The organism is Segetibacter koreensis DSM 18137 (assembly GCF_000374045.1).
In the GTDB taxonomy this organism is placed as follows: domain Bacteria; phylum Bacteroidota; class Bacteroidia; order Chitinophagales; family Chitinophagaceae; genus Segetibacter; species Segetibacter koreensis.
Genome location: NZ_KB893330.1, coordinates 1 through 26,381, shown reverse-complemented (window position 1 = coordinate 26,381; position 26,381 = coordinate 1). Strand labels below are relative to the sequence as shown.

The window sequence follows — 26,381 nt, the reverse complement described above, 5'->3', positions numbered from 1 at the left end:
CAATATTTCACGTTTGTAAAAAGCTATCGTGTATGTAGTCTGCAACTGATACCAAGCTATTTGTCTCTTTAAATACTGCTAGCTGCCTGTCAGCGCCAGTTCCGTTTTCAAGTATTTTGTGTACAAAAGAAATGGCATGTCGGCTACCAAGAATATCTACAACATCGTCTACAAATTCCAGTAATTCATAAATTAAAACTCTTGTATTTACTTCTGACTCTTTACCAAAGTCAATCATTGTTCCGTCAATTCCGTACCTGCCTGCGCGCCATTTATTTTCGTTTATCAGCAGGCGCTGGTACATAATAAAGTTCAGATTTTTTGTTCGAAGTTTATACAATTTTGCACAAATAGCCTGGAACAGAGCTGCTATTGCAATTGTTTCGTCAATCGTCATTGGCACATCACAGATTCTAAATTCAACAGTGTTAAAAAATGGATGAACGCGCAGATCCCACCAGATTTTTTTAGCATTGTCTATGCAGTTGGTTTTTACGAGTAGCTTAATATAATTGTCATATGCTTCGATACTTTCAAAAAAATCGGGAATTCCGGTACGGGGAAATTTATCGAATACTTTGGTACGGTAAGATTTATAACCCGTAAACCTGCCTTCCCAAAACGGTGAATTAGTACTGAGGGCGTATACATGTGGCAAAAAATAACGGGCAGAGTTCGCAATATGTATGGCCATCTCCCTGCTTTCCATTCCTACATGTACATGAAGACCAAATATAAGGTTACTTCTTGCAGCTTCCTGAAGTTCGTTAACAATATCATTGTAGCGGGCATGATCGGTTATCAACTGTCTTTCCCAATGGCTAAAAGGATGTGTACCGGCAGCTCCCAACCACAACCCCATATCTCCTGCTATTTTTGCAATTGTATTTCTAAGCGTTGCAACATCCCTGTATGCAGTATCAATATCGGGGCAAATGTCCGTTCCTACTTCTACTACCGCCTGGTGCATTTCGGCCTTTACTTTATCTCTGATTACTTTCTGACCTTCAATTACAATTCTTTGTTCGTGGCTTTTTAATTCGCGCGTTTGCGGGTCCATTACCATATATTCTTCCTCTATCCCAAGCGTAAAATGTTTATAATTCGCAGGCCCCATACAAGTAGATTATATTTTAGAAATTTGTTCAGCCCGCTGATATTGTGTGTGAGAAATTCTTTAAATTGAAATATTGCATCGGTATTACCACGGCTGACTCTTATTACTTTTTTTGCAGAAATATTAAAACTTTGAATAAAATAATTACCAATAGAAAACATTAGAATTTTGTTGTTAAACCAAATTTACATTTGAACTGCTTCTTTTTACATATTCTCCCCATGTAAGATTATCTTTTCCAGGTTGATAGGAAAGTGCTTTTTCTATTGCATAGGTTGCGGCTGTTTCTACTACCCAATCGAAATTTTCCTGGCCTACACTATTTATATCAGCGTCTGGTGCAGGATTACAAAAGTCAATTGCGTATGGAATTCCATTTCTTACCGCTAATTCTACCGTATTAAAATCATATCCAAGATATTTATTTAAGAGAAGAACAATATCTTCCATTTCTTTAAGCTTTTCTTCAGTAGGATAAAAATTGGCGACATACCGTGAGTGAAAAGGATTGCGGGGTTCGTAAGGCATAATGCGCACGTATTTTCCGCCAATACAGTAGCACCGGTAATATTCTTCAAATATAATTTCTTCCTGCAGCATCATAACCAGTTCTTCAGTCTGATGATGTTTTACCAGAAAATCGTCTACATTCTCAACCTTATACACGCTTTTCCAACCTCCACCAGCAAATGGTTTCATATAAGCAGGAAAACCGATATAGTCAAAAATTCCTTCCCAGTCTAAGGGGTAGGCAAGGTTGCTGAAAGATTCATTTGAAGTGTCTAACGGCAATTTATATGAAGGTAAAATAACTGTTTTAGGCACAGGAACTCCTATTTTGGTCGCAAGACAGTTATTAAAAAACTTTTCATCTGCACTCCACCAAAAAGGATTATTGATAACAGCAGTTCCACTTAAAGCCGCATTTTTAAGATAGGCTCTGTAAAAAGGTACATCCTGGCTGATGCGATCGATGATAACTGCATAACCTGCTGGTTCTCCCTGCATTACTTTATCTATATAGACTGGTTCAGCAGATATTCCGTCAAATTTTTTGCTGTTAACTCTATCAATAAAAGCCATGGGGAAGCTTCTCTCTTTTCCAAAAAGAATTCCAATTTTTTTCATAACAATTAACTGTTTTCATGTTAAAAGCCTTTTTTATAGGGCTTCCGGTAGCACTGCCATATACAAGTGACACTCAAGAACAAAAGTATTGCCAGCTAATTCGTTTTTAGTTAATTAGGATAGCGGACTGTAAAAATGAGTATGTAAAGTGATACATTCGTTCCTCATCTTTGTATTTCTCGAATATACTTAAAGAATTATAAAAGGGGCTCATTTATTGCAAAAATGTAGATTTAGGAATATTATATTAAAGATTTATGTTGGAAGATGAGGTTGTTTTAAACGAAAAAACTGGTGGCATCCGATGTGTTGAACAAAGAAGAATTTATTCTGATTATTTAGAGAGAGATGTTATTGTCGATATATATCTGCCCATAAGTTTACTTGGCACTGCAGAAGAAATCGAATTATTGCTTATTAATGATGGGCAAGATCTGCGTACTATGAACTTTACTTCACTTATAGACTCGTTGCTCATGTCTAAAAGTATTAGACCGGTTTTATGTGTGGGGATACATTGTGGTATTGACAGAATGAATGAATACGGAACGATCTGCAGTGTTGATTACAAAGGCAGGGGTGTAAAGGCCGGCCTTTATGGTAAGTTTATCTTTGATGAATTGTTGCCCTCTATAAAATCAGAATTCGTTATTTCCTCGTTCAAAGAGAAATCATTTGCCGGTTTTTCTCTTGGGGGCTTAAGTGCACTTGATCTTGTTTGGAATCATGCTGCCGAATTTGTAAAAGCAGGTGTTTTTAGTGGTTCATTATGGTGGAGAAGAAAAGGGTACGAAGATGAAGGTTATAATGATGAAAAGGATCGGCTCATGCATTTGCAGGTTAAGAAAGGAATTTTTAAACCCGGCTTACGATTCTTTTTTGAATGTGGAAGACTGGATGAAACTGCTGATCGCAACAATAATGGAATTATTGACTCAATAGAAGACACAACCGACCTTATTAGTGCCTTAAAAGATTTAGGCTATACTGATGAACAGATTTTTTATTTGGAGCTAGAAGATGGTAGACATAACGTAGAAACATGGAAAAGAGCTTTCCCTGCTTTTTTACAGTGGGGATGGGGAAATACGGAATAATTCAACTTTTGATTTTGCAAAAATACAAATACAAAAAAGCTGCGTTATTATTTTAAAAACGCAGCTTTTCTGTGTAGTAATAGTATTTAGTTAAACAAATATCTTATTCCAAACTGGCCCTGCCAGCGAGAAAAAATACTTGTATTATCCTGGTAACTGTTTGTAAAAGGAATTTTGTTCGCAGCATCCTGGTAAAGAAATGAATAACGGGGCTTTCCAAAGTTTGCGTCAGCTGGGTCGGTTACTAAACCTTCATATTTAAGAAATGAAGTAGAACTGAAATTTTTAGCAATCCCCCAATTTTTATTTACGAAGTTCCCAATATTAATCATGTCAAAGGTCAATCGTAACGTATGCTTGCTTTTGCCTGTTTTTAAATAAAAATCTTGTGTTATGTTAGCATCAAGGTGTTTAAAGAAAGGCAAAACTGCAGCATTCCGTTCGGCTACCTGTCCTCTATGAGACTTCATGTAACGATCCTGGTCAATGAAGCTATTTAACTCGTTCCACATTTCATTGGGTGTCCGGGTATCGGTTACAGTGCCTCCACCTGTATTAACAGGTACAAGAACTATATCAGCCTGTGTTCTGGGAATGTAGATAAGATCATTATTTCCACCTGTACCATCATTATTTACATCACCTGCATAGGTATATGAACCGACACCGCTTGGCGCAGCCTCAAAAACCAAACCCACTGATGTTGCATAGTGATCTCCATATTCTTTGCGATAATAAGCCTGGGCAATAACACGATGAGGCTGGTAAAAATTTGAATAACCCAGCTCAGGGGCATTTGGATCATTCGAAACAGGCCTGTCTCTCCATGTGCTGGCAGCAATAGAGCCTCCATCGTTTATACTCTTGCTTTTACTATATGTATAAGATACACTAGCATACAAGTTGCGGAAGTTTTTCTGTAATTGAATTGTTGCAACAGTAGAATATCCTTTAGAATAATTTTTCATCAATATTGCATTGGTGATATTAGGATTAGTTTCTGTTGCGACAGGCGTACCGGAATAAATTTTTGTTGATGAATACCGAATCCTGTTATCAAGCCCTGCTAAAGGGGTACCTGTTGAAGGCAGGTTTACATTTTCAAAATTGATAGCATAAAGGTCTTTGTTGTAAGTAAATTCAACAGTTGCAATAACGCCACCGGGAAGTTTTTGATCTACACCTATACTTGTTTTTAAAACCTGGGGATACTTAAAATTTTTATCCGTGAATACAAGGTTGTAAGAAGTATTTGCTTTTCCTGTTGTGCCTTGCCTGTAAGTGTTTATATCAGGACTGAAAACATAAGGCAAACTGTCAGCAGGATTTACAGTTCTTGAAAATGAGCCGAATTGCACTCCATTGTTACTTGCCTGGTTGCTGATATATACAAATGGTGGTGGGCCTGAGAATGAACCTATTCCTCCGCGTATTTGCGTTTTCTGATTATTAAATACGTCCCAGTTAAATCCCACTCTTGGCGATATCAGTGGATTTGTAGAAGGCTTTTGACCTACATCATAATGCTGGCCGTCTCTAAAGGTTAAGGATGGAACAAACGGATTCGACGTAAACTGATTCTTGAATATCGGAGCATCTGTGCGAAGCCCATAAGTAATAGTAAGATTATTCTTAACCCTCCATTTGTCCTGCAGAAAAAATCCTATCTCGGTAGAGCCTATATTAGCATAAGGAAAAGAGCCATCTTTAGTCAATGAATATTGCAAAGCGTAATTTTTGGCAGTGTGAGCACCGTTGGTTGCGCTGTTGTAAAAGTCTGAAAGACTATTAAATATATAGGCGCCTTCGTAATTAGGTGCAAAACCGTTTTCAAATTTCTTAATATAATTCTGAGTGCCTGCTGTTATTTCATGCCGGCCTGCATAGTACGTTAATATGTCTGATACCTGGTAAATATCAGAATATAACAAGTTGTTGTAAGTGAACGGCTCATAACCAAAGGAAGTATAAGTTTGCCCTACTGGATTTAAAATATCTACCAAAGGAAAATCTGAGCCTGCTAGAGAAGCTCTGAAGTCACGTAATGCAGAGTATCCTGCCTGTAACTTATTAGATAACTTATTACTGATCCTGGTATTTAATTCTGCAATAAAAATGTTGAAATTATTATTAATGGTGTAACCACTTCCGCTGAAAGGCAATCCATTATTACCTGGTTGCCTGTTTCCGTTAGGAGCACCACTATTACTTGCAGCGATGTCTCTGAATGATTTCAGGTAATTGTATTTCAATGTAAGTGTATTGGCTTTGTCTATATTCCAATCTAGCCGTACCGTTAATTTATCACTGTGCGTTCTGTAATTATAACCCTGGTACTCTCCGGGATTGTAATTATATTTTGACATCAAAAAATTCTTTAGCGCATCTAAAGTGTCAGCAACAGCTTGTGAAACAACTCCCGGCACTCCGGTTTGACCAGGCTTAGCTGCAACAAGGGTAGTAGCCGGCTGGCTTATTCTTTCCTGTTCACCGCTTATAAAGAAAAATAACTTATTTGCAATAATAGGTCCTCCAACAGAAGCTCCGCGTAAGTTATAATCAAAGCTTGGCTTAGGTATTTTGTTTTCTCTTACGTTATAACCCTGCAGGTCCGGTGTTCTTATATAAGTATAAACAGAGCCTTTAAAAGTATTAGAGCCGCTTCTTGTAACAGAATTAATACCTGCTCCTGAAAATCCTCCTTGCCTCACATCGTAAGGAGAGACGTTTACCTGTATCTGCTCTATCGCGTCAAGACTAATAGGTTGCGAACTGGTTTGGCCGCCTAATGTAGAAGAAAGTCCAAAGGCGTTATTAAAGTTTGCACCATCAACGGTTACATTATTATACAAATTGCTGCGTCCACCGATACTTAAGCCATTTGCGGAAGGAGTAAGTCTTGTAAAATCCTGTAAACTACGGTTAATGGTCGGCAACCTTTCAATTTGGTTGCGTCCAATTATTTCCTGGCTACCTGTATGACTTGTATTAAAAACTCTGTCTTGCCTCACAGATGTAACTATTACATTTTGCAGTGCTGCCGATGAAGCGGTGAGATTAAAATCTGCTTTATATTCCTGTCCCAATAGCAAGAAAACACTATCCCGTTTTGATTGCTCATACCCCACATAACTAACTGTAATAGAATAAGGTCCGCCTACCCGTAGATTAGGCAAATTATAACGGCCTTCTTTACGTGTCGTAGTTGTAGATTGGGTGCCCGTCGGAATATTAAGCACACTTACTGTAGCTCCTACCAATGGCGTTTTTCCATCTGAAACTGTTCCTACAATTTCAGATGTAGTTTCCTGTGCCATTACGACGAAGGGTATAAAAAATATTAATAAAAAATAAATGTAATTTTTAAACATAAGTGCATTTTTGTTTGAAAGGCAAAGAAACGTTTTATTCTTTTATCACCGATTTGCCGATATTAATTAAATATTAACAACGATGCACAAAATTTGTTTCATTAAATATTATGCTGTATTATTTTAATACGTATTTATTTAAAATTATTACTGCACCTAGTAAACTGTACTTTGTATGATAGACCGTTATATTGTAGTATACACCGCCGTTATGTTTAATCGTTGACATTTAAACTTTACGATTGATTTTGTTATATTTGAAAGGTTTACACTCTTTGATTGTAATTTTGTAAAAATGCGATTTATGTTAGATTCTATTGAAAGTGCTATTGAAGATATACAGGCAGGAAAAATGGTCATTGTAGTTGATGATGAGGATAGGGAGAATGAAGGTGATTTTATAATCGCAGCAAGAATGGTGACGCCCGAAGTTATAAATTTTATGAGCAAAGAGGGTCGTGGATTAATTTGTGCTCCTCTTGTAGAAGACCGTTGCGATGAACTGGCACTCGATCTTATGGTTAATAGCAACACTTCTTTACACGAAACCCCTTTTACTGTTTCTGTTGACTTATTAGGTCATGGTTGTACTACCGGTATATCTGCCCATGACAGGGCGAAAACAATACTCGCATTAATAGATCGTAATACAATGCCGGCAGATTTAGGACGGCCAGGACATATTTTTCCGTTACGGGCAAAAAAAGGTGGCGTACTAAGGAGGACAGGCCACACCGAGGCTGCTATTGATTTAGCACGGCTGGCCGGGTTTGAGCCTGCAGGAGTATTGGTAGAAATTATGAGTGAGGACGGAACCATGGCAAGACTGCCGCAGTTGCAGGAGATAGCGCAAAAGTTTAATTTAAAAATTATTTCAATAAAAGATTTAATTGAGTACAGGCTTAAAAGGGATTCTTTGATTGAAGAGATCGTCAGGGTTGAAATGCCCACGAAATATGGAAATTTTAAACTGGTGGCTTTTAAAGAAAAAAGTACGGGAAGAGAACATCTTGCATTAATAAAAGGAGAATGGCAAAAAGGTGAGCCAGTACTCACACGCGTACATAGCAGTTGCTTCACCGGCGATATTTTAGGAAGCCTGAGATGTGATTGTGGGGAACAATTGCACAAAGCGATGCAAATGGTAGAGCAGGAGGGTAAGGGGATCATTTTATATATGAACCAGGAAGGAAGGGGAATAGGCCTTGTAAATAAATTGAAAGCATATAAACTGCAGGAACAAGGGATGGACACTGTGCAGGCCAACATACATCTTGGGTTTGGAACAGATGAAAGAGATTATGGAGTGGGTGCCCAGATTTTGAGACACCTTGAAGTTACCAGGTTAAGATTGATGAGCAACAATCCGAAAAAACGAGCAGGGTTGAAAGGATATGGTTTAGAAATAGTTGATATTATCCCTATTGAAGTCAAGTCAAACCCGCACAATGAGAAGTACCTCCAAACCAAACGCGATAAAATGGGTCACGAGATTTTGAATGATATATTATAATTGGCTTTATAAAATGCATATGATTATTTGAACTAAGGGAAATGAGGTGAAAGATCTTTTGTATTGATCATAAAGTTCCTTTTTTGATTGCAAATCCTGCAGTCAACCCTGGCATTTAATAATTTTAAAAGGCGTCATTTTCAAATCTTTCAAATTGCTTACTTCCAATTTTTGTTACAATGCGCATGAAATACGCTGATATTTTCGCGCTGGCCTCCCGTACTGTTCGCAGTAATAAATTGCGCACCGGTATTACTGTTGCAATTATTGCTTTTGGCATAATGGCATTGATTGGTATTATCACTGCAATACAGGCTATGAATCAGAGCCTGAAAGAAAGCTTTTCAACTTTAGGTGCGAATGCATTTACCATTCGATATAAAGAAAGAAATATACGTATAGGACCGGGAAGCAGTCGGGTATCGCAGGTTAAAAGAGGTGCAAGGAGGGATAAAAATTCTAACGCAGGTCAACCGATAACTTATACCCAGGCAAAATTATTTAAGCAAAATTACCGGTTTCCATCCTATGTCGGCATCCAGTTGGGTGGCCCGAGGTCTTTGATTGCTAAGTACGGAAACAAGGAAACAAATCCTGAAGTGCAGGTTAATGGAGGTGACGAAAACTTTTTATTAATCAACGGCTATTCTTTGCACTCAGGAAGAAACTTCAGTAAACTCGATGTAGAAACTGGCCGAAATGTTTGCCTGCTAGGAAGCGATATTGCAAAAAAGCTGTTCCCTAAAAATCCTGAAAGCTCGGTAGACAAAATAATAAGAATTGCCAATATCCCTTACCGGGTAATTGGCTTGCTTAATCCAAAAGGCACAAGTGTATTTATGCGAATGGATAAAGTGGCGATAACCAGTTATAACAATGTTCGTCGTTTGCCAAATGCCGCTGTTTCTTATACAATTAATGTTATGGTAAATGATGTTACGCAACTTGACCCGGCAATTGGTGAGGCTACCGGTACTTTCAGAGCAATACGCAGAATGGATATAAAAGATAATGATAATTTTTATATTGACAAAAGTGATGCAGTGGCCGAAACAATGATTGGCCTGTTGGGAAGCATATCGGGTTCTGCAGGCGCTATTGGCTTAATAACACTTATAGGTGCCGCAATCGGATTGATGAATATAATGCTGGTAGCAGTAACTGAAAGAACAAAAGAGGTTGGTTTAATCAAGGCACTGGGAGGCACCAGGAGTAGTATACGCAATCAGTTTTTATTTGAATCTATCATAATAAGCTTGTTAGGAGCCATTTTTGGAATTGTGCTCGGTGTCTTGGTGGGGAATGTCTTCTCAATGGTATTAGGGACTGGCTTCGTCGTGCCATGGGGCTGGGTTTTTACCGGAATAATTATTTGTAGTATCGTTGGACTTACCGCCGGTTTGTGGCCCGCTATCAAAGCGTCTAAACTAGATCCCATCGTCGCTCTGCGATATGAATGACCCAAAATACTCCTCTTGCAGAAGCGGTATTTAATAGGTGTGACATAAGATACTGGAGTTACATTTGCTTTTTCTATTCTTCCCATTTAAACCTGGTTGTTGTATTATGAAGAAAAAAGTTTCTCTGAAAGATATTGCTCAAAAAGTGGGAGTTTCAACCGCCCTTGTTTCTTATGTTTTAAATAATAAAAATATAGGCAGAATAGGCAAAGAAGTTACTGAAAAAATAAAAGATGCTGCAAAAGAATTAAACTACAGAACAAACCAGATTGCTAGAAGCCTGAAGACGAATAGGACTTTTATAATTGGACTGATAGTAGCAGATATTTCAAATACTTTTTGGTCAAGCCTGGCACGAATTATAGAAGACGAAGCAGAAAAATATAATTATACTGTCATCTTTGGCAGTTCAGACGAAAATGCAGAAAAATCATTGAAATTAACGAATATCCTGCTTAATCACCAGGTTGACGGTTTCATTCTGGCACCTGCAGAAGACTCATTATCTCAATTAATTTTTCTACAGGAAAACGAAATTCCTTTTGTACTTATTGACCGTTATTTTCCTGAAATAAAAGCAAATTATGTAGCAATAGATAATTATAAAGCTGCATATACTTTAGTAAAACATGTTATTGACAAAGGTTATAAACGAATCGGTCTTATCACTTTTAAAAGTTCCCTTTTTCATTTCCAGGAACGCAAACGGGGCTATGCAGCGGCTATTGAGGAAAACAATGTAACAGTTATGCAAACATGGATAAAAGAAGTAGGCATAAACAGCTCAAAGGAAGCAGTAGAAAAGGCGATTGATGAATTAACAGGATTGCAGGAGCCTGTGGAAGTCATCTTATTTGCTTCAAACTACCTGTCCATTTATGGGCTAAAATACATCGTCAATCTTCCCCTTAAAGTTCCCGATGATTTAGCCCTGATATCATTTGATGAATCAGATGCCGCTGATCTGTTTTATTCCCCTGTCACTCATATAAAACAACCATTAGAACAAATGGGACAATTAGCAACAAAAATTTTATTAGAACATATTGAAAAGCGCTTGCCGATAAGTGAAGTAAATCTTGAGCCTGAATTCATAATACGCAAGTCGACATCTGCAAATAAAAACTGACATAGCATACAACAACTCTATTATTCATACTCATCTCTCTGCAGAATAATCTAGCGTAGTATTTCCTCTCCGGTTATTTCTTTTTCTCCTTTACAATTGTTGTATCCGTCACAAGGGTAGGAACAAAATAATTGCCCGAATCGATTTGTGTTTTAACAAAAGAGAGCTTTAGTTTTTTAAAATCGTCCCTCGAAATATTAGTTTCATATAAAAATAAAGAATGAAGAGACTTCAATTTCTTTAGTGGCATTATACCCTCAGCAGTAACTTTTGTGCCTACCATGTTTAAATAATGAAGGCTATCCAGAGACTGTAAAGCGGCTGCTTCTTTATCGGTAATATTTGTTTTTGAGAGATTTAGTTTTATAATGTTAGTCAACTGAGGAAGTTGCAGAAGCGCCTCTTTTTGAATAGTAGTATTAATTTTTAGCCAAATCAATTGCTTTTTTAATTTTTGTAATAACTGCATATCTTCTTTACTCACCACAGTATCTTCTTCGAAAGACGCCATAAGATAATTGCTGTTTTGAGTCACTGGTAAAACCAAAAAGCCTTTTTGTGTCAGCTGTTCAATTACTTTATTATCTGCTTTTTCAACGGCTGCTACAGGTATATCGGTTGATTCTTTTTTAATGATCACGGGACTTTCCAGTGCAAGCAGTATTGGCTTTATTTTTACAGTTTGATTAAGCTCCTTTACTTTTTTAGTAAAGTCTGCCTGATTGCTTATCCACCAGTGAAGCAGCGCAACCTGGTTTTCTGTTGGCTGCGGTTTTTCTTTTGGCGGCATATGGTGCTCGTCATCCACAGGCAATAGCATGCGTTTTATCATTTCGCTTGAATCAGCATTGTTCAAATCAATTATTTTACCATTTTTACCTCCTTTCATCAGTAGCTTAATATCATCCATTCTAAGACGGCCCTTTTGTTTGTTGGAGTTGTGGCACGAGTAACATTTGGTTTGCAAAATTGGTTTTACTACATCATTGTAAGCCAGTGCTTCCTGCACGTTTGGAAGTGGTTTGATAGCTGTGTTTGCAGTAGTGTCATCACCCAGAATTCTCAAAAATGGTTTGGTAAGATAATCAGAGCCATGTGTTAATGAGCCTCCCAGGTGGCCCGTTACCAGGAGCAACCCTAAAAGCCCCAATGACAGTAATCTTTTAGGAACCTCAAATGCAGGATTTTTTTCTTTTGCATATAATATTGCAGAGGTAAGTACAACTGCTATGGCCATCCACATGTGCCAGTTTACTAATGATTTGTCATAATCGTCACTTATACTTAAAAAATAGCCTGTTATGCAGGAAAGAAGTGCGGTTATCGAGCCCCACAATAAAACTACAGGCACTGCCTCCTTAACCGATGCATATTTTTCTTTGCCTGCTAGCCATTGAAGCAGTAAAGCAACCATTAAAATACCAAGGGGTAAATGCACAAGTAAAGGATGAAAGTGGCCTATCAGTTCTATCATGTATGAAAAGTCTTGTAAAAGCTACTGGCTATAGTAATATTTTTAAATAAAGTGATTATGAAGCTACTAATATAGTAGTCTCACCATAACTATGTTTTGCATACTTTAATATCTTGTACAAATAAACATAAAATGTTGAAAATTGATGCCGGCACAAATGTTTTTATTTAATAAAACACTAAAAATGAATAAAATGAAAGGCAAGTTGTCCTTTAGAGTTATATTCTAACGACGGTGCAGGAAACTTAAAACAGTTAAGTGCAACCAATGCTAGCCTTACCAAAGTGTGACGCGTTTTAATTTTAGTAAGATCAATATCAGGCGAAATATAGTATTGCCTATATCGGGTAACGTCTCTGCGGTCAAAATTTATATCGCCACGTTCATCTTTTCCTACATTAGATACTGCACCAAACATTCCATCAGCACCATATCCCACCGCTATATTTAACCACGAAGGCAGATTGCTTGCAGGCATAAAAGATTTTAGGTTGGCACTTAGCCAATACGTTTGTGCATTGTAATCTTTTATGAGGCGTTCGCCAAACGTTTTTCCATACAATTGATCTGCCCGTTGATTGAAGTCAGGAGAGCCATAATTTTTTTTATGCGTTGAAAATTTCATATGAATTCGTTGATCATTCCACGCAAGCTCCTGGCTTATTACCAATCCACTCCCGAAAACATTTGCCCCAAAGTCTCCCCAGCTCCAGCCCCATTGTGAACTAAATCCATCAAGCGTTTCAATTACTGTCTGGTAAGCGATACCACTTAATCCTCCTATCCAAATACGTTGTTTCCGTTTCATTCCTGCCCAACGCCACAGTTCCATACTGCCATTACTTTCAACGTAAGCACTATAGGCATGACCAACTTTATCTACCTGTTTCCACTCGTGGTTATCATTGAAAAAATGAAAATGAGTCTGTGGGTAGTTGCTGTACCAGTCGCTATACAAACCAGCCATGGCCGCGCCGTAACCAATAATATTAGTAGCCGCAATTATCTTGATCCTGTTTTGTGTTGAATGGTATGTTGAATTTTGAAAATTTTCAGTTGATGGGTGGGGAGTTAAATAAGTAACCGAATCTTTTTGGTGAAAGGAAAGAGGAGATTCTAATTTCTCTATATTTTGCGCCGCTATGCATAATGGGGAAAATGAAATAATGAACACATATATACTTAAAGCGTATTTTTTGAGCATAAGGGCATTCTTCATTTGCCAAACGTACGGGTTTAAATACATTAGAGTTTATTTTTGAAGGTTTTAATCGTTAAAAATTCTTAAACTTGCTTAAAAAACGGTTGATGTTGTTGTTGTGATAAACGGAGCGTCGCAAGGATGATTAACCGGAGTTACAAAAGCTGGTACTATAATTATGTATTTTCAATAAAAGCTAAAACATATGGACGCTGCTATCTTAGAAAAAGTAAATGTATGGTTGAATGGTAATTATGACCAGGAGACTAAAGAGGAAATAAAACGTATGCAATCCTCTTCTCCTGATGAACTTGCAGAATCATTTTATCGTAATCTTGAATTTGGTACTGGTGGCCTTCGGGGAATTATGGGCGTAGGCACAAACCGGATGAATAAATTTACAGTAGGAATGGCGACACAGGGCTTTGCCAACTACCTGAAAAAAGTGTATGGAAATGCTGAAATAAAAGTAGCAATTGCACATGATTGCAGAAACAACAGCCGGTATTTTGCCGAGACTGCAGCAAATGTTTTTGCTGCAAACGGCATTAAAGTCTATTTGTTTGAAGATCTGAGACCGACGCCTGAATTGTCTTTTACCATTCGCCATTTGAATTGCCATGCGGGCCTTGTACTTACCGCTTCGCACAATCCTAAAGAATACAACGGGTACAAAGCGTATTGGAACGATGGAGGACAACTGGTACCGCCACACGATAAAAACGTGATTGAAGAAGTAGATGCTATTACCAGCGTAGATGAAGTGCAATGGAGTGGGGGTGAAGCCAATATCTCCATACTGGGCAAGGGCATGGATGAGGCTTTTGTTGATATGGTAAAAAGTTTAAGCATTTACCCTGAAGTAATAGAAAAACAAAAAGACCTTAAAATTGTTTATACACCCATACATGGTACAGGTATTACCCTGGTACCTCAGGTATTAGAACGCTTTGGTTTTACCAACGTGCATATAGTGGAAGAGCAGGCAACCCCGGATGGTAATTTTCCTACCGTTGTTTATCCAAATCCTGAAGAAAGTGAAGCGATGAGCATAGGGCTCAAAAAAGCAAAGGAACTGGATGCAGATATTTTATTGGGAACTGACCCAGATAGTGATAGGGTAGGTATCGCCATAAAAAATCCTAAGGGAGAGTGGGTTCTAATGAATGGCAACCAGACTGCTGTTCTTGCTTTTAATTACATGATCGAAGCACGCAAGGCAAAAGGAATTGCTCAACCGAACGATATGGTAGTGAAAACCATAGTTACTACAAACCTGATCGATGATATAGCTGCGGCAAACGGTGTTACCTGTTATAATGTTCTTACAGGGTTTAAATGGATAGCTGAATTGATAACCGAAAAATTGGGCAAAGAAAATTTTATAATAGGCGGTGAGGAAAGTTACGGACTGATGATAGGTGATCAACTGCGTGACAAAGATGCAATTTCTGCAGTTGCACTACTTTGTGAAATGGCAGCTTATGAAAAAAACAAGGGGCGCAGCTTGTTTGAGAAACTGCTGGACTTATATGTGCAATACGGCTATTATAAAGAGTCATTGATATCGATAACAAAAAAAGGTATGCGTGGCGCAGAAGAAATTGCAGAGATGATGCAAGAATATCGTGCAAATCCGCCAGCCACTATTGCCGGTACTCCTGTCGTTCAATTACTAGACTACCAGACAAAGGTTGGTAAAAACCTTCAATCAGGAAACGTCTGGGATATAGAATTACCAAAAAGCAATGTGCTGCAGTTCATACTCGAAGATGGTTCAAAAATATCTGCAAGACCAAGCGGAACAGAACCAAAAATTAAATTTTATTTCAGCGTGAAGACCCACCTTGAAAGTGTTGAAAAATTTGAAGAAACTCAAAAGAAAATGGATGATAAAATACAGGCAATAATTAAAGATTTGAAACTTAAATAAGCAAATTATTTATCCATAGAGAGGTTGTCTCATTAGTTGTGAGACAGCCTCCCTTGGTTTATAATGGAATTTCTTTTACAAAGCTTTTCAACTGTAATTTTTGCAAATCAATATTAAATGAGATCGTTTTTAGGAACCTTTTTTCTGTTACGGTAGTTTTATAATAGTCCCGGAAAACTTTTGAGTAAATTAAAGGAACATAGATATTTATAAATGAGTTAAAGAGGGGTAACTGAATGCCGGCATCATAAATAAAACGGCCCGAAGCAGGGTTATCTCGCCATGCTTCAGCATAAGTTCCTACATCAGCAAAAATTTTTATTGGAATTGTTATAGGCAAAATGCGCAATGGATTAACATTGTCAGGCAGGTCTGAAGCAAGGTTAACACTCATGATCCAATTATCAGATTTGCCAATCTTATTGCTTAAAAGGTTGGTATTGACTTTAAAAAAACCATCCCGTTCCATTACCTGCTGGCTTTTCCATCCATCAAATTCATTTCTTCCAATAAAATAATCGCTATAAGTATAATCTTCGTTGCCAGAGGGTGCGCTTATATTTAAAAAATATCGTTCATTATTAAAGCTTGTAATATTTTTTTTTGGGTTTAGGTACATAAATTTTCCTGCAAAAAAACGTGCAGTCATTCCTGATTTTCCATCGGGGTAGTTGAAAAAATATTTAGCAGTCAGGCCAGCCCTTACAAAATCTCTTCCCTGGTCGGCAGATACGTTGAGACTATAAGGAAATAAGATGCGGTCATCACTGATAACGAAAGACAAGCGATTGATGTATGAATGATTGTCAGTGACACTTGCTACGTCTGTTGTATCAGTAGGAGAGAACACTGTTTTAAAATTTAGTGTGCCTTCATTTAATAAAAATGTTTTCCATTGAGCAGTAAAATGGCGGGAAGAATGGACGTCTTTATCAAAAAAGGTGATTTTTACCGAAGGTGTCCAACGCTTCACAGGAAGAATTAATTTATTATTATCACTCGTTGTAAAATCATTTTGTGAATAGGAAATATAACCTAAAGATGTATTGAGATGATAAGCCTTGTGATAAATATTATAGGAGACGTGGGCAAATCCATTTATCTTTTTTGAGCTGGTAGCATACATTGCACCGCCAACATACTGAACTTTTGTAAAGGGTAAGGTATAGTTATGAATAAGCGCGCCTGCCATTATATTATCATAACTATTATAACCAATAGCAGGAGCAATATTTATATAATTATACTTTGGGGAATCATTAAAATTAAAAAGCAAAGAAGGTTTAATGGTTTTTTTTTTGACAGAAGAAATTGGCCCGGTTGTATGAAGTAAATTAAAAATACTGTCAAGATTTCTTCTGCTGGTTTGTTCTATACTTTGTTTAAAATCTTCAGGATAAGGATGCTTAAATTTCCAGGTGCGGTAATAATTTCGCATGCAGTTTTCAAATACATCTTTTCCCAAAACATCTTCCAGTTCTTCCATCCACTTGCTGGTTTTATAATACACCACCAGATCATAATTGATGAGTGTGAAATCTTCTGAAGGTGTTTCTATTGGCTGGNCTTTATTAATTTTTACAATCGAGTTGAAGAACATTTCTTCTTCATCAACAGGTAAATGTTTTTTTAATGAGAGGAAAGATTTTTTGTAATGTGAATCGTATTTATCTTTTTCATATCTTTTTTCGTAAAAACTATTCATTCCCTCATCCATCCATGGATGCGTTCGTTCGTTGCTGGCAAGGGCTCCATAAAACCAGTTATGACCAATTTCGTGTACTATTGTCACATCAAGTTCCTCACCGCTTTCCTGGGTTGTTATCAATGTTATTGTCGGGTACTCCATGCCGCCGCTGTTTTGGTTCTCACTTCCCTGTACAACAGTTGCAGACGCATACGGATAATCGCCTAACCAAGTACTGTATTTTCTCAATCCATCCTTAGCGTACGCAATACTTTTATTCCACCCTTTTGAACCTTCTCTATAATAGGAAAAAACATCAATAATTTTTTTAGAAGGAAGAATAGCTGTATCATGTTTTACAATAAAATCTTTACTGGCAAACCAGGCAAAATCATGAATGCTATCCTGTTTATAATGCCATGTTTTAGTTGTGCCTTCTATGGTATGGTGGCCTTTTTCTTTAAGCTGCTGCGAAGTTGCAGCATCCTGTAATGTACCAGTCGCCGCTATAACGTAGGCTGAGGGAGCTGTTATTTCTACATCAAAACTTCCGAATTCCGCATAAAATTCTCCCTGGTCAAGGTAAGGCATCTGGTGCCAGCCCTGCCAGTCATATACCGCTGGTTTTGGAAACCATTGCGTAACCTGGTAATCATTGCCCACATGTCCACCACGTGAAAAATTATAAGGAAGCCTGACTTTGAAAGGCGTAGTGATAATCGTCTTATTTTCGGGTGGCAAAGGCTTTGGTAAAATAATCTTTATAATATCAATGTTATTGGTATCATTTATAATCGTCGCATTGCTGCCATCGGCTTTAAAGTCGAGTTGATTAATGTATCCTTTTTCTTCTGGTTTTGAAAAATAAAAATCAGTTCTTCTTTCTTTCAATAGTTGTTCGCTGAAGGCTGTGCGATCGTTTTTATATGCGTTTGGCCATATGTGAAACCATATAAAGCGTAAAGTATCCGGAGAATGATTTGTATATTCAATTGTTTCAAAGGCGTCAAGGGTATTATCAGTATCATTAAGTGAAACGTTTATAGTAAAATTTACGTTTTGCTGCCAATACTTATGTTGTGCAAATAATACGTTAGAAAGTAGAAGGAGGCATATAATAAGAATAGTTTTAGTCACACAGACGAGAATTGATGAATGAAGATAAAAAAGACTAATTAATAAGGTTCGGTTCTCTTTTTAAATACAATAAAAATTTTATTTTTTTTGCCAATCTTTTAGTGCTCAACCTATAAAGGATTGCCACGGCACATTAAAAATTAAGGTTTGTTGATAAACTTTCTACTATTTCTATCCAAATATTTTTAAGCTTATGATAAAGACCTAGAGCGGCTTATCTTTTCCAAAATCTGGTGAGCTACTTCCATGGCAAGAAACCCATCAATTTCGGTCACAACAGTAGGTTTATTATTGATGATTGAGTCTGCAAAAGCTTCAAGTTCGAGCTTTATAGCATTTACATCTTTTATTGGCGGATTAGCAACGGCTATTGTTTTTTTCCCGCCTGGTGTTTCAATATCAAATGAAAAAACGTTTGCGTCTTCGGGCTGCTTTAGTTTTATTATTTCTGTTTTCTTTTCCAAAAAGTCAATACCAATGTAGCTGTCTTTTTGAAACATGCGTATCTTCCGCATTTTCTTCATACTTATACGGCTGCTGGTGAGGTTGGCAACACAGCCATTGTTAAACTCTATCCGTACGTTGGCTATATCAGGAGTATCGGTCATAACAGCAACGCCGCTTGCTGAAATATTTTTGACATCACTGTTTACAATACTTAAAATAATATCAATGTCATGAATCATCAGGTCAAGTATCACGCTTACTTCGGTGCCGCGCGGATTAAACTGTGCAAGGCGGTGCACTTCTATAAACATAGGCTTAAGCTTCATGTCTTTAATTGCAAGGAAGGCAGGGTTAAATCTTTCGACGTGACCTACCTGCATTTTTATATTTGCTTCCCGTGCCATGTTTACAAGTAACCTTCCCTCTTGAATCGTATTGGCAAGCGGCTTTTCTACAAAAACATGTTTTCCTTTTCGAATAGCCTTTTCACACAATTCAAAATGATAATTGGTTGGTGCAACAATGTCGGCGGCGTCGCAGGTATCCATAAGTTTATTTGGGTCGGTAAATCTTTTCAGGTTATATTTTTCAGCAACTTCTTTCGCCATTTCGTTTGCCGGATCATAAAAGCCAATCACTTTTACTCCCTCAATCTCTTTCCAGTTATTCAAATGAAATTTTCCCAAATGTCCAACTCCAAATACACCTATCTTCAGCATAGCTATTCATATATTTAATACTTGTAAAGATACAGAACCACGATTAACAGCATTAAAAAGGATTGTAGAGGAAATTACAAATGGATTATTAATTGAAGTTATATCTGTGGTCTAAGAAAACACCATTCTGGTTTTCTTTTTAAAATTTCTGCTAATTCATCAAATGCGTTTTCTGCAATTTTTTCCATTCATCTTCCAGAATACTCATTTCAATAAGGCTCCAATAAGTATTTTCGTCATATCTTAATACGTCTCTCATTAATCCTTCTTTTACAAATCCTGCTTTTTCGTAACATCGGATTGCTGAAGTATTAAAGTCATATACCCCTAAACTTATTCTGTGTAATTTCAAATCTTCGAATCCTATTTTTAGAATGGCTTTTATCATTCCTGTGCAAACGCCTTTTCCGCGCTCCACTGTGTTCCCTACCAGCACACGACTAATTCTTGCAGACCTGTTTTTGTCGCTTATGCTTCCTAAAGATATATGACCCACAGTTTTGCCGGTTATAGTACTTACAGCTTTATAAATAAACGCGTCAGACGAGTCTATTTTATTGGTATCCTCTATGTACCAATCAAGGCTATCTTCGGTTAAAGGATATTTAAACAGCGACCCTGCCCAATTGGTTATTAAATGCTCACTGTTCATCCACTCTATCAACTGTTGAAAATCTTCCCGATCAAAGTATTCTAATTTAATCATGAAAGTTTTTTTATAAAAAAATTATTTCTAATAAATTATATGCAATTGTTTAATTTATTGTTCGAATATATGCTCGCTCTCAACGTAAAGCTATAAATCATTAAAACTATAAATGACACAAATTTAGGGTGTTCAATTTGTTTGATTTTGGAAGGCCTTTAAACGTAAAGTCAAGAGCCAGCAATAGTAATTGTATCGTTAAGGATGATAAATAAGGTGCAAATGTCAAGTTGGTAAAGATAACTGCCAAAACTAATGAACATTTCCTTTTCATCATTTTATAACTCTTTTCCATTCCTTATCTTCGCCGTCTTTATGGAAGGAAAGAAACCAATTGTAATGAGTGGGATAAGACCCACCGGATTTTTGCACCTTGGGAATTACTTTGGTGCAATTCGTAATTATGTGCGGATGCAGGATGAGTTCGAATGTTTTTTCATGGTAGCCGACTTGCATTCGCTGACCACTCATCCAGATACAAGACACCTAAAAGCAAATGTTCATAGGGTGCTGGCAGAAAATATTGCATGTGGCCTTGATCCTGAAAAGGCAGCACTATATTGTCAAAGCCACGTGTACGAAACATCAGAACTGTACCTGTATTTGAATATGCTTGCTTATAAGGGCGAGCTGGAAAAGACGGCAACTTTTAAAGACAAAGTGCGTCTGCAGCCTGAAAACGTTAATGCCGGACTACTAACTTACCCTGTTTTGCAGGCGGCAGACATTATTCTTCATCGCGCATCCCTGGTACCGGTAGGAAAAGACCAGGAGCAGCACCTGGAGATGGCAAGAAACTTTGTCAATCGTTTTAATCACCGATACGGAGATGTGTTTCCCGAACCCCAGGCGTTTAATTATAGCGAACAATTGGTAAAAGTGCCTAGTCTCGACGGAACAGGTAAAATGAGTAAGAGTGAAAACCAGATGGCAACCTTGTATCTTGCGGATACAGATGACATGATTAGAAAAAAGGTGATGAAAGCTAAAACTGATATGGGGCCTTCGGAACCAAATTCGGAGAAACCCGATTATATAGAAAACCTTTTTCTGCTGATGAAACTTGTTTCTGGTAATGATGTAATCAATAAGTTTGAGAATGATTATAAAAATTGCCATATCAGGTATGGAGATATGAAAAAGCAGTTGGCAGAAGACATGGTCAATTTTATATCGCCAATACGTGGAAGGGTAGAAGATATATTAGGTGATGAGATCTATCTGAAGCAGGTAATGGAAGTTGGCGCAGAAAAAGCAAGAAAAAGTGCAAAGGCTACAATGCTGCTGGTAAGGGAAAGTATGGGATTAAAATACTTTTGATAATATTATTTTTAATTTTTTACTCAACCTACTTTTTGAAACCAAGGTAATTATCACTGAATGGAAAAACCAACGAAACCGAAGCATATAGCAGTTGCAGGCAATATTGGCGCCGGTAAAACAACGTTAACAGAAGCTCTAAGTAAACATTATAAATGGATTCCGCAGTTTGAAGACGTAGCGAATAACCCGTATTTAATGGATTTCTACGAGGATATGCCTAGGTGGAGTTTTAACCTGCAAATATATTTTTTAAACAGCCGTTTAAACCAGTTGCTTGAAATTGAGAGAGGTACAGAAACGATAATACAGGACAGAACAATTTATGAAGATGCCAATATTTTTGCACCCAACCTGCATGATATGGGTTTGATGAGCAAAAGGGATTTTGACAATTATTACCAGTTTTTTAAGACACTGAAATCAATGGTAAAGCCTCCTGACCTGCTTATTTACCTACAGGCATCTGTGCCAACACTTGTTGGGCAAATACAGAAACGAGGAAGGGAGTACGAAGAAAATATACGCCTAGATTACTTAAAAAAACTAAACGAATACTATAATAAGTGGACAGAAAGTTATAGAGAAGGTCCTTTGCTGGTAATTAATGTAGATAAAAATAATTTTGCAGAAAATGAGGAAGACCTCGGAATTATTATTAATAAAATTGACGCTCAGTTGTTTGGGTTATTTTAAAACGATTTTTAAGGGAATTTAGACTTTAAGCATTTTTAGTTTCCATTATCATTTAAGTAAAACAAAAAAAACTAATCTGCTTTTGAACCCCATCGGTAAGAGGCAATGTCTAAACCTGAAAGGTCTAGCAAACGATCTACCACAGTCATTGCCGCATCTTCAATTGTTTTGGGCCTGCTGTAAAAAGACGGAGTAGCGGGGCATATTATTCCTCCTGCAAGCGTGACGGCTTCCATGTTCCTGATATGTATAAGATTGTATGGGGTCTCCCTAAGCATTAATAACAATTTTCTTCTTTCTTTTAATATAACGTCTGCTGCCCGGGTCACCAGGTCATTACTTATGCCTGTAGCAATTCGCGACAGAGCACCCATACTGCATGGCGACACTATCATTATATTGAATTTTGCGGAGCCTGAAGCAAATGGTGCATTAAAATCATTCTTTTCGTAGAAGTGAACCGGCAGGTTTTTAAAGTCTTCATTTCCTAATTCTGCTGCCCAGATTTGTTTTGCATTTGTGCTCATTACAACACTAAGTTCTGCCCATTGATCTTTTATTGTTAACAATCTATCAATTAAAAGTTTAGGATAAATAGAGCCGCTTGCACCGCTGATAGCTACCAGTATTTTATTTGCCATGCGAAAAGAATAGAATATGAGGTAAAACTACTACTTGGTTTTTTATGAAAGGGTTTAAAAATAATTTATTACGGCAGTTTCTTCCCTTTTGTTAATAACAATAATTAAAAATAATTTTCCAACTATTTTAAAATATTATAAATAAAGGTATATTTAAGGCGTTTTTCATAGAATATTGGATTCAACGGGGCAGGATGTCTATCCTTTGCCCTTTTTTGTTACCTATATTTCTGCTTTACCGCCTTGTTATCTGCTTAAATGGATTATAAGCCTCAATTTCACGCTGGCATTTATTTAACCGGTTTGCAACTTTATATTTTTAAATTACCTCTATACAAATGGTTTTTCATAGAATATTGGATTAAAAACAGGGCTGGATTTCTATCCTGGCCCTTTTTTTTGCTCTTTGCTTAACTAATCTGTTTTTTTCTCTGTTCATTTTACCTCCCTTACTGGAAAGATCAAAAAAATAGGCATGTTTAAAAGTATAAGTGTTTCTATAAAAAGCATATCACAAAAAAAACTTATCACTCATTGCAACTTCCTTCTTTTACTACAGTCTATATAAATGGTTTTTCATAGAATATTGGATTAAAAACGGGCTGGATTTCTATCCTGGCCCTTTTTTATTTGGTGATCTTTAAGTTCAAAGTAACTAACTCCACGTAAAGGAAAAGAATGCGGAAAAGAAATATGGTGATTAAAAACTTGTTTTAATCGCAGAGGTTAATTTTGTAATAAATCAATGGAATGAAATTTAATTTACAGCAATTCCTTACGGTAAGTTTTACGCTTTTTGCAGTAATTGACGCAATAGGATCGATACCGCTGCTTATTTCACTTCATAACAAACTTGGAGGTATCAGGGAATTCAGAGCCACGGTGATTTCCGGATTGTTTATGATTGTTTTTCTGTATGTGGGTGAGCCTTTACTAAAATTGCTTGGAGTGACTGTCCACTCTTTTGCAGTTGGTGGTTCTATTGTTATTTTTTTATTAGGGTTGGAAATGGTGTTAGGGCATGAAATATTTAAAAGTGAAAAAGATGCGCGTGCAGGTACAGTGGTACCGGTCGCCTTTCCGATTATTGCCGGCTCGGGCACTTTAACTACCGTAATGTCTTTAAAAGCCAACTATGACGAAATAAATATTTTATTAGGCATTTTGGTAAACCTGGTATTGGTGTATATAGTATTAAAGTCTTTAAGATTTATAGAAAAAGCGCTTGGTGAAGCAGGCCTGATAGCAGTAAGAAAATTTTTTGGGGTAATACTACTAGCGATAGCTGTAAAGATATTTGGAAGTAATATAGGTGAATTTGGCAAGTAACTATTACTTTTGCAACCCTCCCGGCCTCGTAGTACAATGGATAGTATAAGAGTTTCCGAAGCTCCAGATACAGGTTCGATTCCTGTCGAGGCCACCATTTAGTTTTATAACTTTTTGCTTATCAGTGGATTATGGGTTCAGCAGGTCCTTTAGTTGCCTGTGTAGTTGCCCGTTATTTTCATCTTTTTTTCTCTTTTTCTTATCTTACCTCATCTTTTTACATTTTAAAAAGCCACATAGTATTTTAAAGGATTAAAATGAGCAATTGGGTAATACAAAATTTCATTTATAATTTCAATCCCTCCATTTATAATTATATAAAGTTCAAATGGTACCACTTTCGTTTTTGCAGCAAAGATGACCCTACCATTTCAGCAGCTTTGTATCTGGAAAATCTCCTTATTGAGGTAGCAATCGAATTGACAAAGGAAACCACAGTGAATAAAAAGTCTTTGGCACTGGCAGCTGTAACAAAAATCCTGGAAAACATAGAGACAAAAAATCAAATGATGTTCTTGTTTGAGAAAAAGGATGCCTCTATTAAAAAGGAGGAGATAAAGCAGTTTTTAAACAAAGTCAGCCTTTTAATGCATAATCGTCCTTCGAATTTTGAAGAGCCTTCAGCGGATGGAGAACCTTTATCTGCTGCAGACTTTCCTGTGCGTACGTATGTTATCGCTACACACATTTACTTAGAAATAAATAATAATGAGCTACACTATGAAACTCTTATTCGTGACACTACTGCTCTAAAAGAATTTATCTCAGCAAAATTTAAGCTTAGCAGAATACCAGGCAGAATTGAAGAGATGAAGAACTTTTCTTATAAAAAGATTTTGCAAAGCAAAAGTGCGGTGAGTGCAAAAGGACAATTAATACCACAGATCCGGCAGATTGCAGTCAATCCTGAAATTTTCGGAAAGGATGTTTCAGCATTCGCTGAAAATATTCTAAAAGAGCATTCTGCCATTAAAAAATAACCACTCTTACAAATTGCTTAAAAAGGGTATACCTTCCTTTTCTTTTACTTGATTTTGTTAGCAGATTTGCTTTCTAAAATCAAGTATATGTCTACCTCCATTTTATTTAGTGATACTCCGGAGCATTTTTACGAGCAGCTCCGTGAGTGCATCCACCAGACCATTAAGCAGGAACTCTCAACGCTTAAGAAAGAGGATAACGATGTTTATCTCAAAAAACACGAAGTGTGTAAAATGCTAAAGGTTTCCAAGCCAACAGTTGACAGTCATGTCAGCCAAGGCTATTATAAGAAGCATTATATAGGGTCAAGGGTGTTTTTTAATAAACAGGAGATACTTGCCTACTTAACCAGAGGCAACAAAAATATGTAGAGACTTTAGTTAGTGACCGCAAAAATTAGTTTTATGGAATATGTGCGTATTGGTACGACCTATTATAAGAAGGTACGTAAACCATTGGCTTCAGGTGATGCTTGTCTTTCTTAATCATGTGTTTGGGGAACAGCTTGATATAGAGATTGTGGTTTCGACTTGAATCAAAAAAAGGTTTTTAACCTCAATAATCTTGATGATTTTGATGCCGTTGCTATAACTAATTCTTAGTCAAAGAAATATACGCATCAAAAGTCGCATCAACATCGCATCAGAAAAATAGCGTTGATGCCGAATTTTAAACGCTGATGCCGGTTTGATGCTACAATAAATAATTAAAGTACAAGCAGTTATAAAGGTTTTTATCACTGCATCAAAAAATTACCCATGAACCACCCTTATTTTTCCTGCCAGGAATTGAAGCAGATAGACATTGTAGAGTACCTTGAAAAATTAGGATACCATCCTGAAAGCATCCGTAATAATGATTACTGGTATTTATCACCGTTAAGAGAAGAAAAGGAAGCATCATTTAAAGTGAACAGGAAATTAAATCTATGGTATGATCACGGTTTAGGCAAAGGCGGAAGTATAATAGACTTTGGAATGTTATACTACAAATGCTCTATACCCGAATTTCTCCAGAAGCTCTCCCAATCTTTTTCTTTTCTTCCGAAAATTCTTAATACGTTATGCAAATACTTTTTCTTCACCAGGCCACCTTAGTAATGGATTGATGTTAAGCGAAAGGGTAAGGGTTGGAGTTTGACTAATAAAGCATCATAAGTGCGCCTGCTAAAGATTAAAAATTTTCTTCCCCGTACTATAGCTGTACAATGTTAAGTGCTTATAAGCAGGCAAAACCAATTTCACCGACGGGATTGTTTCACCAATAAGAATCGGCCTTGTACTTATGATGCCAGT

Annotated in this window: 20 protein-coding genes and 1 tRNA gene; 12 read left to right on the top strand and 9 right to left on the bottom strand. The window is 37.0% G+C overall.

Features of this window, described 5'->3' with window-relative positions; genetic code table 11:
- Positions 1–7 precede the first annotated feature (7 nt).
- Together B154_RS0114640 and B154_RS0114630 are read right to left on the bottom strand one after the other, a co-directional pair.
- Positions 8–1,117: a carboxylate-amine ligase gene (locus B154_RS0114640; protein WP_026260200.1), complete on the bottom strand. Its 1,110-nt coding sequence runs from the start codon at positions 1,115–1,117 to the stop codon at positions 8–10.
- A 174-nt stretch (positions 1,118–1,291) separates the two neighbouring features.
- The gene (locus B154_RS0114630; RefSeq protein WP_018615004.1) at positions 1,292–2,245 is read right to left on the bottom strand and encodes an ATP-grasp domain-containing protein; all 954 of its coding nucleotides are present in this window, start codon (positions 2,243–2,245) and stop codon (positions 1,292–1,294) included.
- Positions 2,246–2,502: 257 nt separating this feature from the next.
- Between B154_RS0114630 and B154_RS0114625 the strand changes: the two genes are divergently transcribed.
- Positions 2,503–3,342, top strand: coding sequence for an alpha/beta hydrolase (locus B154_RS0114625; protein ID WP_018615003.1), 840 nt, complete (start codon positions 2,503–2,505; stop codon positions 3,340–3,342).
- Positions 3,343–3,428: 86 nt separating this feature from the next.
- Here the strand turns inward: B154_RS0114625 and B154_RS0114620 are convergent, their stop codons facing one another.
- On the bottom strand, positions 3,429–6,713 hold the full coding sequence (locus tag B154_RS0114620) for a TonB-dependent receptor (protein ID WP_018615002.1): 3,285 nt from the start codon (positions 6,711–6,713) through the stop codon (positions 3,429–3,431).
- A gap of 304 nt (positions 6,714–7,017) precedes the next feature.
- Here B154_RS0114620 and B154_RS0114615 point away from each other — a divergent pair, with 304 nt between their 5' ends.
- From B154_RS0114615 to B154_RS0114605, 3 genes are all read left to right on the top strand, one after another.
- A complete protein-coding gene (locus tag B154_RS0114615; protein WP_018615001.1) occupies positions 7,018–8,226 on the top strand; it encodes a bifunctional 3,4-dihydroxy-2-butanone-4-phosphate synthase/GTP cyclohydrolase II in 1,209 nt (402 codons plus the stop codon).
- 185 nt (positions 8,227–8,411) lie between these two features.
- On the top strand, positions 8,412–9,686 hold the full coding sequence (locus B154_RS0114610; RefSeq protein WP_018615000.1) for an ABC transporter permease: 1,275 nt from the start codon (positions 8,412–8,414) through the stop codon (positions 9,684–9,686).
- Positions 9,687–9,792: 106 nt separating this feature from the next.
- Positions 9,793–10,815 (top strand): LacI family DNA-binding transcriptional regulator, encoded by a 1,023-nt coding sequence (locus B154_RS0114605; protein ID WP_018614999.1) that lies wholly within the window; start codon positions 9,793–9,795, stop codon positions 10,813–10,815.
- 73 nt (positions 10,816–10,888) lie between these two features.
- Here B154_RS0114605 and B154_RS0114600 read toward each other — a convergent pair whose 3' ends face one another.
- Positions 10,889–12,289, bottom strand: a complete 1,401-nt coding sequence (locus B154_RS0114600; RefSeq protein ID WP_018614998.1) for a c-type cytochrome domain-containing protein — start codon at positions 12,287–12,289, stop codon at positions 10,889–10,891.
- Positions 12,290–12,467: 178 nt separating this feature from the next.
- A complete protein-coding gene (locus B154_RS28660) occupies positions 12,468–13,508 on the bottom strand; it encodes a DUF2279 domain-containing protein (RefSeq protein ID WP_169337672.1) in 1,041 nt (346 codons plus the stop codon).
- 187 nt (positions 13,509–13,695) lie between these two features.
- On the opposite strand from B154_RS28660, the gene B154_RS0114590 reads away from it, so the two are divergent.
- Positions 13,696–15,423 carry a phospho-sugar mutase gene (locus B154_RS0114590; RefSeq protein ID WP_018614996.1) on the top strand — a complete coding sequence of 576 codons (1,728 nt, stop codon included), beginning with the start codon at positions 13,696–13,698 and terminating at the stop codon, positions 15,421–15,423.
- A gap of 58 nt (positions 15,424–15,481) precedes the next feature.
- On the opposite strand, the gene B154_RS33910 is transcribed toward B154_RS0114590, so the two are convergent.
- The 3 genes from B154_RS33910 to B154_RS0114575 form a co-directional block, all read right to left on the bottom strand.
- Positions 15,482–17,272, bottom strand: a complete 1,791-nt coding sequence (locus B154_RS33910) for a M1 family aminopeptidase (protein WP_425423114.1) — start codon at positions 17,270–17,272, stop codon at positions 15,482–15,484.
- A gap of 1,166 nt (positions 17,273–18,438) precedes the next feature.
- Positions 18,439–19,413, bottom strand: a complete 975-nt coding sequence (locus tag B154_RS0114580) for a Gfo/Idh/MocA family protein (protein ID WP_018614994.1) — start codon at positions 19,411–19,413, stop codon at positions 18,439–18,441.
- A 151-nt stretch (positions 19,414–19,564) separates the two neighbouring features.
- Positions 19,565–20,119, bottom strand: coding sequence for a GNAT family N-acetyltransferase (locus tag B154_RS0114575; RefSeq protein ID WP_018614993.1), 555 nt, complete (start codon positions 20,117–20,119; stop codon positions 19,565–19,567).
- Positions 20,120–20,374: 255 nt separating this feature from the next.
- Between B154_RS0114575 and trpS the strand changes: the two genes are divergently transcribed.
- On the top strand, positions 20,375–21,439 hold the full coding sequence (trpS, locus tag B154_RS0114570) for a tryptophan--tRNA ligase (RefSeq protein ID WP_018614992.1): 1,065 nt from the start codon (positions 20,375–20,377) through the stop codon (positions 21,437–21,439).
- A gap of 60 nt (positions 21,440–21,499) precedes the next feature.
- On the top strand, positions 21,500–22,135 hold the full coding sequence (locus tag B154_RS0114565; protein ID WP_018614991.1) for a deoxynucleoside kinase: 636 nt from the start codon (positions 21,500–21,502) through the stop codon (positions 22,133–22,135).
- A 71-nt stretch (positions 22,136–22,206) separates the two neighbouring features.
- Here B154_RS0114565 and B154_RS0114560 read toward each other — a convergent pair whose 3' ends face one another.
- A complete protein-coding gene (locus tag B154_RS0114560) occupies positions 22,207–22,776 on the bottom strand; it encodes a UbiX family flavin prenyltransferase (RefSeq protein WP_018614990.1) in 570 nt (189 codons plus the stop codon).
- Positions 22,777–23,526: 750 nt separating this feature from the next.
- On the opposite strand from B154_RS0114560, the gene B154_RS0114555 reads away from it, so the two are divergent.
- The 5 genes from B154_RS0114555 (at position 23,527) to B154_RS0114535 (ending at position 26,183) form a co-directional block, all read left to right on the top strand.
- On the top strand, positions 23,527–24,105 hold the full coding sequence (locus B154_RS0114555) for a MarC family protein (RefSeq protein ID WP_018614989.1): 579 nt from the start codon (positions 23,527–23,529) through the stop codon (positions 24,103–24,105).
- A 22-nt stretch (positions 24,106–24,127) separates the two neighbouring features.
- Positions 24,128–24,202 (top strand) — tRNA-Arg (locus B154_RS0114550).
- 160 nt (positions 24,203–24,362) lie between these two features.
- Positions 24,363–25,085 carry a hypothetical protein gene (locus tag B154_RS0114545; RefSeq protein ID WP_018614988.1) on the top strand — a complete coding sequence of 241 codons (723 nt, stop codon included), beginning with the start codon at positions 24,363–24,365 and terminating at the stop codon, positions 25,083–25,085.
- Positions 25,086–25,172: 87 nt separating this feature from the next.
- Positions 25,173–25,457, top strand: a complete 285-nt coding sequence (locus B154_RS0114540) for a helix-turn-helix domain-containing protein (RefSeq protein WP_018614987.1) — start codon at positions 25,173–25,175, stop codon at positions 25,455–25,457.
- Between the two features lie 387 nt (positions 25,458–25,844).
- The gene (locus B154_RS0114535) at positions 25,845–26,183 is read left to right on the top strand and encodes a CHC2 zinc finger domain-containing protein (RefSeq protein ID WP_018614986.1); all 339 of its coding nucleotides are present in this window, start codon (positions 25,845–25,847) and stop codon (positions 26,181–26,183) included.
- Positions 26,184–26,381 lie beyond the last annotated feature (198 nt).